We start from the raw sequence: 12,444 nt of genomic DNA on the forward strand, positions 1-12,444 counted from the left end.
CCCGACCTCGAAGTTAGACATTACTGCCATCGTATCTATTTACAATTATGAACTCTGTTTTTTCGCCTCTCATAGGGTCACTCACTTCGCCGTTTTCTTGAGTCACCTTATGTTCCACCCCACCGCCGCCAGGTAATACAAGGACTGATACGCCAGGTGCCGGCTGATTCAAAAATTTTGAAGTTGCACGAATGTTCCATAGCTCCTTACTAAAATCAGCCCATCGGTATGCCGATACCAAGTTATGCGCCAGAAACATGTCTATTGGCTTAGTTTCGAATCCCCACTCCTCTATGATCAATCGCAACGAAAAATCTCCGCTCTTGCGGCTTTCGCTGCAATCCAGCGCCCAAGTCACCCCTTCCGCATTCAGCTGTCGAGCTTCCCCCGGATCAGGTGTCACTAATACACCAAGAGTTACGGCAGAATCACCACTCCATACCAATTTCACATGCATACCCTGTAAATGGCTGGTGGGGGTGGGCCGCACGGTGACGGTGTGTCTTGCACCATGGCAGGGATAGGCGCGCCTACCGAGCGTAACTGGAAATTCGTCGAATTTAACCTCCAGCTCTTGTGCGATATCAACTACCTCCCCCGGCAATGACGGTGATTTCGGTAGCTGTTCAAAGTTCGGAAGGGCGAATTGCAATACAAAAGGGCCGCTATGCGCGCGCTCGGTAGAAATAGACCAACTCATGGAGGTGGTCCCCTTGGCCATCTCTTGCAGCTCCTCCAAGGGAGGAGAAAAAACCAGACCTTGATCCTCTGCGACGGGCGTGCATTCCAGAGCAAGAAAGCCTTCTGGCTCGCCAATCAGCCAACTGTATTTGTAGTCCAGCTTTAGTGTGTAAATCTCTCCTGCTACTAAAGTCAGCTTCGCGTCTAACCAATCTACTTCCACGCCGTTAATGTAAGGTCTGAATTCCTGCAGCCAAGTCGAAGAAGTAGTCATATTTGGCACCAATTCAAATTTAATAAATTTTACTTCCCATCCACCATACCCACCCGGCACGGCAGCCTCTAGAAGTCCCCTTCTAATGCCTGGCATCCTGAACTCTACCCGGGCGTTCCCTTCAGCATCTGTTCTTGTCGGGGCAATCGTCCTGTCGGGGTAATCCCACACCACCTCAACGCCTTGCAAAGGCGCACCTGTCCTGGCAGAAATCACCGTAACGACTGCTGAAACCAACTCCCCCAAATAACCATTTGGTTTTGGGCTAAAGAGCGACTGTATTTTCCGGGGCTCAATCAATGTGTACCGAAACGAAACCGAGTCCCAGTGGTGTTCATCCCCTGTCTTGGCAATCACTTCAGACTCTCTCGGGATCTTCGGGGTAAATTGAATCTTCGCCACGCCGTAGAAATTGGTAACCGTGGATACGCGTCCCCCTTCCGGCCCTTCCCAGTAAACAGGCAGTCCGGCAACAGGCTCACCCAGTCGGGAGACAGCGGTAACAGCAGCCTCGAATTTCCCCCCCCAATAAATCATCTGCAAAACACGGTTGTCGGCAGACAATGTGACGCCCCTGAAGGGTGCGCCCAATGACACGGGTTGGCTCGGCGACAGCGACAGCAATCGTGTGGCCGCCAAGCGGAGAGAGAAACTGCCGTCCTTCACCTCGCTGGATTTGAGGGTAACGGGCAGATCTTTGTCAAAGTCCCGAAAATCACCCAACGGAACGGGCTCTATCGCCATGTTTAATGCATTGGGCCCGGTCCCCGTCAGCCCCAAAGCCACACGTTGACCACGAAGATAACTTTCCTCATTAGCCGACAACGTGAGGTCGAATTCACCGTTGTGACGAGGAAGCAGGAAAGACGCTCCCCACTCGCCATCGCCGTCATCCGTTTGAACCCTGAGGTCCTGCCACGGATCGCGTTGCAGGGCATTCACTTCGACGGTCTGCACAGCCTCGCTGTCGTCATAAGGGTTAACGACCTTGGCCCGGACAGGGATAAGCCCTGCGCGCGACGGTGCGTAATCAAACCTGGCCCAGCCGTTGTTATCGGTCACCGAGTCGCTCGGCGCTCCCAGCGCATCCCAACTCCAGGCCACCGTCTTGCCAGCAACGGGCACATCGCTGAACCAGGACCGGAATTGGACTTCCAGGTGGACGCATTCCCCCTTGTCCAGCACGGGGTCCACTGCTACCGGCCGCAGCTCACCCGGCTTGAGTTTATTGTGGTCAATGCTCAACGCTACGGGTGCCGCAGGCCTGGAATCCCCGCTTTGCTCCGTCAGCAAAATACTGTACTCAGCCTTTTGCGGTACATCACTGCAGTCAATGCTCAGCTGCACGCCCCCCGCCGTGATGACCTGCCCCGTGGTTTTGTCTGGGGTGATGACCAGCCCCGGCGGTGGCTCCGCGCCGGACCAATGCAACTCCAGGCCCAGCAAGGGGCTGAACGCGTGAGGCAGCACTCGCAGGGTATGAACCGCTCCCAGGCAGGGATGCAAGGTTTTCTCGGCCATCATCGAAGGCAGCTGATCGAACAGCAGCGTGGCTTCGTCTTTGATGCTTTCGCCCAACAGACGACCTGAAAGCTCGCGTTTCTCCTCCAGATAACCGCTGGTCACTTCCAGTTCGAACAATCCGATGTATGAAGCGCCAGAGGTGACCGTCCACTCCAGCCCTTCTTTCGTCAGGGGATGAGGAGCCCCCAGCGCCGGGACAAATACCAATCCCGGTGCGGGATCCGTCCCCCCACGCCAGTTCAAGGTGATGGGCTGGCCGATAAACGGGCTGGCATCATTCGTGGGGGCGATCCGGAATTTATGAGTACTGCCACTGCGACAAACCACACCCCAGTGATTTCTATCGATCACCTGCGTATCCAGCGAGCACTCAATATGGTCTTTCCAGCCGCTGGTTGACCGCGAAATGACTGTGAACGAATGTTCCAGCGGCACGCCGCCATCAGGTAGTTGAACTTGCGCGATGATCTCGTATGTCTGCGCCTGGGTCGGTGTATGGAATACGCTGGCCCAACCGCCTGTGCCGGTCAGGGTCGTGGCGACCTTGTCACCGGAGATGATCCAGTCGACGGGGATATTGAGCGCCGGCTCATCTGTTTTGCTCAGCACTTGCAGCATGCAATGAACGCTATCGCCCTCATCCACCACGGGTGATTTGTTGGCTTCTCGCCAATCACCGATTTTGAATGTATTGCGCGCCAGCGACATGGCGTTACTGCGGGAATCACACAGTAAGTGAGGGCTCGACAGAAACAAACCGAACCGCGCGTCCAGCTTGTCGCCGCAAAGCAGCGTCCACGCCAGCTCGTTGCTGTCGGCAACAATCAATTCGCCAAAATCGGGGGTGCAAGTGACGTCCAGCTCTTCAGGCAAGTATCCGCCCTCGCTCCAGTGCACCGCGATCGAATCATCCCGCAAGGGGCTGTCCTCAGGCAGAACCACCGTGAACGGATACGAGCTGGCCCGGTCGGGAAAACCGGTTTTTTCTCCCCATATCGCAGCCGGTCCGTTTTCGAACCGGACCTGCACTGTGTTGAAGGGATCGAATTCCAGAACGCGAACATCGAACGCCTGCTGGACGCTGGCATCCTGATAATAAGGGCTCGACACCGTAGCCCTGATCACCTGTTCTCCCTTGCTGGCGGGCGTAAAATCGAAAGAGGCTTTGCCCTCCCTGTCACTCTCGCCGCGATACAGAATCTCCTGGCCCAAACTCCAAGTCACCTCCTGGCCGGGGACCGGTTGGCGGGTGTAATACGACACCACCTGAACCTCCAGCGGCACTGTCTGCGCGTACTCCAGAACAGGCCAGACATCGGCTCCTTGAAGAACGTTCATCTCCAGCCGATGGTGACCGAGGGAAACATCCATCGTGTAGGGTTCTGCCGTGTACTGGTTGTGAAGCGACAGCGAGAACAGAAAAGGCGCATCCCCCTTCAGCACCGGGCAATCGAGACGCCAGGCCAGATCCAGAGTCTGGTTCTCACCCAGCGTCGGCTCGATGAGGATGGCTTCCTGTGGATTCTCCACGGTCCACAACGCGGCCGGTAAAGCGGCCCATGGGCTATCCGGCAGCGGCTCGAAACGCAACCGATGGGCGGTTTCACCCTCGGCGCCCAGGCACAAATAAAGCGTCTGCCCGGTTTCGAACGACTGGTCATCATTGATCATTCGCTGCAACTGCAACGGTGCAAGCACCAAATGCAGCTCGATCAACGTCACGATCACTTTTTGGTTAGAGACATTGGGGAGGTCTTTCACGTGGGAAAACATGACCTTCAACTGATCGCCTTGCTGCAGTCCAAGGTCGAGGAACATTTCATGTTCAACCAGCGTCAGAGCCAACGGCTCGGCCTGGTCTTGAAGGGGCCGCTGGGCCGGCAGTCCGATTTCGACCTTTTCGTTGTTGCGCTCGTTGATCACAGAAACCATGCCATAGGTTTCACCGCGAATTTCATAGAAAAACGTGAGGCGGTAACGCGCATCGTCCCCTTTATGACTGAACGGCACGTCAATCATTTGATACGCGGCGGCCTCTTCTTGAAGGAGCAAAAAGTTCACGTGGCTCCCTTGCCATTCTTCAGATTCAATCTCGTACAGGCTGTCAGGATTGCCGTCCTCCCAGAATTCGTAGGCCTCACAAAGATCGCCATCGACTACCAGGTTGGTGCTGGCATTAGGCGCACGTTCATTCATGGCGGCTTACCTTTGCAGACGCTTCAGTTCCAGGATTTTTGTTCCCTACCAGCTCCTCCACCTTCGCTGCAAACTTCGCATCAGCGACTTTGGCGGTATAGCGAACCTTGAGCACGATGTCGGTCAACGCCGCCAACTGCGCCTCCTGTTGCGGCCGTTCGTGCCAGGGGAATTTCAATTGCCAGCGGGAAACGGCCCCTGTGTTTTCAAAGGGATTGAGCAAACCTTCATCGGCTTTGAAGGTCGTCAACCCCATGTCGTCCAGCCCGCTGGACAATGCCACTTGCTGGCCACTGCCTAGATTGATCAGCACGTCCGACGGGGCTACTGAATCCCCTGGTGAATGGAGGTATTCCAGGGACGCGATCGACGGTTGGGTGGCGGTATAACTGCCTACCTGCGTCAGGATGGCCCGGGTATCTTCGAAGGGCCCTTTTATCAACGGCAGCGTGACCTCTATGGCGCTGATCTGGCGGCAATAATGATTGGTGTAATCACGGTCAAACAGCAGTTGGCCCAGCGAGAAGCTCAAGGTGCCGTTCTCCTGGAGTTCGTCGAGCGCCTCCGTCCATGAACCGGGCTCTTGTTCGTACGAGCTGTCGTCAAACAACTGACGCAACGAAACGGTCTTGACCAGCTCAAGGCGCCGTTCGTAGCGTTGCAGGTAATTGGCCTCCATGCGCAGCAGGTCCAGACGCAAAGAGTCGCCCGCCGTCAGGCCATGGCGATGATCGAGCCAGACGTCCGGCCGAATCGTTGCGGTATCGAACTCGCAGGTTTCCGCTTGCAGCGCCGTCTGGGCACTCAGACACAAGCCGACAACGGCATCGTAGGCCTGGAAGTGCAGGGTTTTAAGCTGCCCCAAGTGCCAGCGATACAGCTCCAGGTTACTGGCTCGTTTTTTTAGAAACTCGAACAGATTCAACGCCTGGGCATTGGCCTTCTGTGTCTGCACAAAGCCCGCCCGGGCTGCGTCGATGGCGCATTTCTGGGCCCCGATTTGCCCATCGATGGCATTGATTTCCGCCCTGGCCTGATCACGGGCCAGACGCCACTCCTGCCGGCGGCGCCGATAGTTTTCTGACGTTTGGGATTTCTCGGCATCCTTGAGAGTGATATCAGCCTGAACCTGGATGCCCAAACCAATGGCACGGGGGATGCTGCCCAATTGCACCCCACCGAATGACGTCCCAAAGACATTCGGGAAAAGATCGAGGGCCGCGCCTGCCGACTGAAGCCCGCTGGTGGAAGCCATTAAGGTCTTGACCAAATCGAGCTCGGCCAGGACGTTGTATTCGCCCGATGAAATGTTCTCCCGCTCCAGCTTCTCATAGTGCGAACGACGCTCCTCGGCCATCGTCCTGCTATGTTGCAAGGCACTCAGGCTGGCACGCTGTTGCGCGATGGTTTCCTCGTGGACTTTTTGTGCAAAATCCCCCAGCTCGACCAGGTGCCGTTGCTGGACCTCTTCCTGCTCTGCGCGATCTGCCTGCTCCAGCAGACGCATCACCTGGTTGCCGAATTCCTGCAACAACTGCACAGAACGCAGCGCCGTATCAAACAGCACTCGCCAGCGGAATGCCGCCACGCGCAACTGGCCTCCCATAAACCGCGCGGCGCCCGTGCCACCGGCCGCCAGGCTGTTCAATAGCTGACTAGGGTCTACCGGGGGGCTGAAGAACGGAATCGACAAGGGTTTGCCATCGATCGTGAGGTTATGGCGCAGGTTAAACATCCGGCTCGCCGGCAGGTCAAACAGCTCCAGCAACCGAGGGCTGATCGGCAACTTGAACGATTTGGTGCCGCAGGCGAATGGAGCCTCGAAGTGCTTGGCACTTAGGGGTAATTGAGTTGGGTCCACAGCAAGCGCTTCTTCGAAGGCTTGCAGGTTCGGCTGATCGACGATCTCCTTGATCAGCACATTCAGAGGGGTCGACGTCCATTTGCTCACCGTCTGCTTGATGGGCGCAGCCCCCATCAATGTTTTTGCACGCGTGTAATGCATTTTGGCAACGGCAAGGCTGTCTCGGGTCAGTTGACGATAGTGCCAATCGCCCCAGGCCATGATGTTGCTGACATAGTCGAGAAAAATCACCGTTTTGTAATGCCGGGGCGATGAGTAGGCAACCGCGTCCGGGTCAGTCGGTGCCTTCACCTCGTAGGCGATATTGGCCTGGTCGACATTTAACGGGCGGCAGCGCCAATACTGAGGTTTAGGGTTGGGCACGCCGGGCAGGTCGGCCGGAGCCTGCGGGTCGAACAGGTAATGTAACCACTGTTGGGCCTCGAGAAAGCGTTCTTCGTCACGTAATCGGCACGCCACCAGATGAGGCAGATGGAAAAACAGTTCCCAGAAAAACAAACCGTTACAACCGTCGAAAGGGCCATTGGGTTCGCTCCCCTCGGGCAACGGTGGCTCTTCCGGGAACTGGGTGGTCCAGTCAAGCACCGCGGCCATGGACACATGGGTACGAAACACCAGCTCGCCACCGATCAGCGTATTCATGCGCACGTACTTGAGCGTGATCGGCTGGCTGAAACTCAGAAACTGCGCGCCTTTTTCATTGGTTTTCAGCAACGTCGGCAGCGGTTTGACTTCAGGAACGCTTTGGATCCGAAGCTCATAGGTGTTAGTGCCGAAAATCGGCCCCCCCAAAGTGACGGTAATGTTGGTATTGGCCAATGACGGCCGCTTGATGTCTAGCCAGGGCGTAGACCATCCCCCGCTCCCGGAGTGGCTGCCGGAGTACGTGTCAAGGTCACCTCCTGCAGCGTATTTGACTTTCAGCGTAACCGTTCTGTTCGCGGCGTCCCCGCCGGGCACCCGGGAACAATGTCCCTGTACAAACAAGTGATCTTCTGTGCCTCGACGAACAACATAAGCCTTTAATGCGTAGTCCTCCGTCAAGCTGCCCGGCGTCGTAACACGTGAAGTTAGAGAGGGAAAATCCTTGGGCGCTATCGAATGCTGGAGGGTCAACGAACTATCGAATTGCTCCTGCGCCAGATAATCCATCAGAGAGCTTTCATCGGGCACCTTGCGAAACAGCGAATCGCGGGTTTCGTAGATTTCCACCGGGTTGTTGCCCACCGTCGTCCCGCGACCATTGGTCACGTGCACCGCCAGGCGTCCATCGGGGTCGGCCTTGTCGAACACATCACGTAGCGCCACCGCCACCATCCTCAAGTGTAGCGAGACGTCCTCTTTATATTGCGACCGGTGCAAGTTGACGGGTGCCGACCATTGCCCGTTCAAGGCAATGAACGCCACGCTGAGTTCCAACTCATAGGGCTTTTGCAGTTTGTTGTCTGCGTCGAACAATGCCTCATGCCACGTCGCCCATACCAGGCACAACCGGCCACCCCAGAACACCGGACGGCTGTCCAGCACCCGACCTTCGGCGCCAATGTCGATCTGTTGCCACTCACTCCAGGCGGTCGGGTTCACAGCCACGGACGAACCGTCGAGCTCTATGTCCGCTTTGCGCCAGAAATAACGGTGCGGCTCGATGCGCTCGCGGCCAATGAAGTAATAAACGGCGTCAAGCGGATTTGCGGTACTCATGTAACCATTGAGCACTTCCAGGTTGCAGGTTTCTTCGAACACCCGAAGGTATTCCTGCACACCACGCTGTACCGAATCGGTCGTCAGGCGAGTTTGATTGAGGTTGCTTTCAAGCACCTTGAACAGGCTGGTCTTGCGAATACGCGCATAAGGCGTGATGTAGTCTTCGGGCGTGCATTTAAGCAACTGGCTGGCGGCCCAGACGGGGTAATTATGGGCAATGTCCCAGTCTTCCAGATCCTTGGCGGGGAACTCTCGTCCGACGTAACCCGGCTCCAGTTTCTGGTAGACCGCGTGAATGTATTGCTGAAAACAGCTCACGGCCTCAGCCACCCAAGAGGTCATGACCTGATCGCTGTCGGCAGGATCGGTGCGCAACCATTCGAATAAATTATCAAGCGAGACAATACGTGAATGATCGCCCTCGTTCGCGTCGAGGTCTTTGAGGCCGATGCAAAATTCGATCAGCGCATCACGCCGTAATGCCTTGAGCGCCCCCATCTGCTGCGTAATCATGTCAATCTCCTTGTCGATGTCGAGCGTCAATGGCTGGACAATGGCTCATGCCATGCTAAGAGGTGAATCAGCTGAACCGTCAGCAGCGGGTGTGAACTCGATCGGCCTGAATATCGCTTTGTTGCCATTGGCGAGGATTGTGGCTGTCACCGTAATGCTCTCGGGTTCTTCGCTGGTGAACGTGACCTCAGCCAAGCCGGCCCGGTTTGTGTCCGTCTCGATCGGAAGGATGGTCGGCGAATTGAATGTCCAGAGCACCGACTGATCGGCCGCCAGGTTGCCGTAGTCGTCCTCAAGCGTGAGAAACAACGAGACCGGCTTCCCTACCATCGGCTTGGTCGGTACGGGTGACTTGCCGGTAGGGCTAAGTGTGCTCACATCAAAGCCAATCTCTACCGTCGGGCCCGCCAGCTGTTTGCCCAAGTCATGCTGGTAGAACGTCATCGCACTGCCCATGACCGTACCAGCATGCAACTTCACGGTTGCCACGCCATCGTTGTCAGTGGGCGTCATCAACGCTTCGAGCCGCCCCAGCGTCGATAGCCAGTGCACGTTGACCCTTCTCAGCGGTATGCCTGCGCGGTTTTGAACGGTGATGGTATAGGTCGCAAACTCGTCAGGTTTGTTGGCGATCAAGCGTTCAGGCTCAACCTTGACGGTCATCTGCACGTCCTGCCCCACCGAGCCGATGTCATCAGCGATGAGCGAATTTCCCGGCTGGGTCAGGCTGGCCGTGACCCGATCGGCCACGGTCTCGTACTGCTCGTAGCTGCCATCCGGAGGCAGCGTGCCGATCGCCAGGATCGCCTCGGCGTCCATGCCGCTGCGCAAGGCGAACGCCCGGACACGCAACAGCAAGTCAAGCTGCGCCACGGTTCGAATCAGCCCTTCGTCCGGGCTTATCCGCAAAGCGCACGCCAAAACTTCCCGGGTACTCCAGGTAAACAGTTCAGCCAACAACTTCGCCGCTGCATGCTGGACAAGGGTCTTGCCGTCCGCTGCAAGGTTGGTCGGCAGCGCACCGACGCGCTGGAAATAACTCACCAGCTGTTCTTCCGGTTTGGCGCTCAGGGCCAGCGCCCGCTTGTATACGCTCAGTTGGTATAGCGTCGCGAGTGAAAAGGCCGGGGCTGTGTGTCCATCAGGCGTTTGTTCGCGGTTTTCTTCCAGGTGATACTGCAGAAAGATCGTGCTGAGTTCCAACGTGCGGACAATGGAACTGCGCCGCAGAAACTCCGCCAAAATGACCCAAAACGCGTCTTCGGGATGATCAGGATCCTGACGCCGGGAGACAGCTATTGCATCGAGCGTGGAAGTCGAAAAAACCCGAGCCAGCACCTGGTACACAGAGGCTCCCGACCAGGTCAGCACCAAAAGCGTGATATCCGAAGCCAGGCCGGAGTACCCCGACAAGCCTTCCTGGACCACGCTGTGCTGGCCACTGCGGCAACGCAGCAGCACATCGAGTATTTTTTCTGTCAGTACCGCCTGCTCGCCTTCATCAAGATCCGGCAGAGTTGCCTTTACCGCCCTGTCAATCGCCTCCCGGGCATGGGTCTTGTAAGGCCGCGCCTGCGTTTCTTCAACATGCAACACGAGCCCTTTTTCATCCACTAATGCCCTGAGCACCTCCAGCCATGGCCGATTGTTCGGCAGAAGCGGCGCACCGCTCATGCTCAACAATTGCTCGGTCAACAGCGCCGGAACAATCTGACTCATCAACTGTTCAGCCAGCGCGAACTCGACCTGCGAAGGCAACGCAGGGGCGATGACCGTCGGTATATGCTGGGCAACCCAATGCACCGTCAGGCCGGCGTCCAGGCACCAACGCACACTGTCCACCAACGCCTGAATGACGCTGAGCACATCGGTGTGCTCAGGCTCCTTTTGCCCGGCGATGATCCGCGGTGCGCCTGCCAGACTGAACAGCAGGCTGTTATCGCCACCCATCATCTGCAACAGCGCCACGGCCTCGATCGGCGTGATCCCGATCAGGCGCGGCAGTTTTGCCATTCGATAAAAACTGGAAAGAATGGGCACGCTGCGGCGCAACACGGTCACCCCATGGGCCTGCGCGATCACTTGCGCCAGGTAAAGATAGGTTTCCAGTTCGATGCCCAGCGCGCTGCGTATCTGGCTGATCGTCAGCATGTCGGCTTCTGTCTGCGGGATGATCGCAAACTCACCGCTGTCGATCTTCAAGGGGCGCGTAAACAGAGTGTTCTCATTGAACACACGGTCGAATTGAGCGGCCTCGATGCCTCGTCCAAAAACGGAAATGTGGTGGATAAACACCGAAAAATCTTCGGCGGTGCACGCGTAGCGCTCCCTTAATTCCTGAAACAACCCCAGCGCGCGGATCGTATTGGGGGTTATCCAGTATTTCGATGGCGCAGGTGCGTACTCAGCCTCCATCGCAGCGATGAGCAACCTGTCGACTTGGTGGCAGGGCAATCCCAGCCATTTGTCCAGGCGCAACTTGCGGTTTATCCGATCGATGCGGGGTTTGTCGAGGTCTCGAAACTGGTTGAAGACCTCCGCTGTGTCGGAATAGGCAATGGAAATGGCAGGCGAAACACCTGCGTTGATAAAAACCGAGCCTGAATGCGCACCGCTAACAGACTTGTTACTGTCCCGAACGTAATTTGGCGACAAGGTCGTGGCGAAATCCTTGATCGATAGAAGCGCTTCCATCCCCTGCTGATTCAGTTGAGTTCTGCTGTTGAAATAACTCACCTGCGAGGTCAAATTACCCGGCTGCACTCCCACCAAGCCGAAGTTTTCCTTGAAATAAGACTCTTCTGCTTGCGCTTGCGAAGAAAAGTGGGGAGCTTCCGTCAGCACTGTTCTCTGCTCAACACTGAACCGTGCTGCCAGGGAGAGAGCCGCATCCGATTCCTTACTCCAAAGCGCCGGGTCAAGGAAATACGGAAACCTGGGGTCACAGAGCCGCCTTACACTGCCGACCGATTCCAGATGCTCCCGGGCAAGGTAATTGAGCGTCACCCAGGGCCGATGAAACGGCAGCCCATTGGGGTAGCGGCTGCGACTCAAGGCTCTATCGATATCGAGCTGGGCGCTTTCAGTTTTGATGAACGTTTCCATCACGTGGGTGACGACCTCCACGGAGGGCACGCTGTCATGGACCGTGGTGATATCGACAAGCAATTTGTCGAGGTCCGTACGGCGATTCTTTAACGGTAATCCTTCTTCGTCCGCGCTCCCGAGCCGATATTCGGCCCAATAACCCAGGGAGGCCAAATAAGCCGCCGGCGAATGAACGGCTTCAATGGATTGCGGTGAGCACAGCATTTCGTAAGCGGGCTTCAACAAACTGGCATAGGTCGGCCCGTGATCCCCGGCAGGCCATCTTGATCGTGCCGGGTCTACGTCGCCGGGGCCGGTTTGTTGGTGGTGGATGAACTGACGCAGCACAGAGGTCGCCAGCGGGTTGAGTCGCGTCAGAAACGCCTGTGCCTTGTCACGGTTCATTCCGTAGTCGGCCACCAGCCCGTCGACGCCCTTTTGGGCTAGGGCACACACCGAGCCCTTCGCGTCGAAAAACTGGTTGAGCTCAGGCAACGCCTCGCGTTCAGGAGCATCGAAAAGATTCTCGTAAAACTGTCTGGCCAGGCGGTTGGGCGTATCCATGATCCTGATGCTCCGGCGTAAGTGAAACGGTCACGGT

The 12,444-nt window shown here is 56.8% G+C and carries 3 protein-coding genes; all 3 read right to left on the reverse strand.

Going from position 1 to position 12,444, the window contains the following annotated elements:
* Positions 1-13: 13 nt before the first annotated feature.
* Genes LOY56_RS20355 through LOY56_RS20365 form a run of 3 tightly spaced genes read right to left on the reverse strand, consistent with a single transcriptional unit; the run spans position 14 to position 12,407 of the window.
* Complete coding sequence (locus tag LOY56_RS20355) at positions 14-4,675, reverse strand: Ig-like domain-containing protein (RefSeq protein ID WP_258616818.1); 4,662 nt, start codon at positions 4,673-4,675, stop codon at positions 14-16.
* Positions 4,668-8,756 (reverse strand): neuraminidase-like domain-containing protein, encoded by a 4,089-nt coding sequence (locus LOY56_RS20360; RefSeq protein ID WP_258616819.1) that lies wholly within the window; start codon positions 8,754-8,756, stop codon positions 4,668-4,670. Before LOY56_RS20360 ends, LOY56_RS20355 begins: the two co-directional genes overlap by 8 nt.
* A 45-nt stretch (positions 8,757-8,801) precedes the next feature.
* On the reverse strand, positions 8,802-12,407 hold the full coding sequence (locus LOY56_RS20365; protein ID WP_258616821.1) for a Tc toxin subunit A: 3,606 nt from the start codon (positions 12,405-12,407) through the stop codon (positions 8,802-8,804).
* Between the last annotated feature and the right edge of the window lie 37 nt (positions 12,408-12,444).

Origin of the sequence: Pseudomonas sp. B21-048, assembly GCF_024748615.1 — a bacterium.
Classification (GTDB): Bacteria; Pseudomonadota; Gammaproteobacteria; order Pseudomonadales; family Pseudomonadaceae; genus Aquipseudomonas.

Bases quoted from the DNA above. Each gene is read 5' to 3' on its own strand.
- LOY56_RS20355 (WP_258616818.1), bottom strand. From the start codon at position 4,675: ATGAATGAACGTGCGCCTAATGCCAGCACCAACCTGGTAGTCGATGGC.
- LOY56_RS20360 (WP_258616819.1), bottom strand. From the start codon at position 8,756: ATGATTACGCAGCAGATGGGGGCGCTCAAGGCATTACGGCGTGATGCG.
- LOY56_RS20365 (WP_258616821.1), bottom strand. From the start codon at position 12,407: ATGGATACGCCCAACCGCCTGGCCAGACAGTTTTACGAGAATCTTTTC.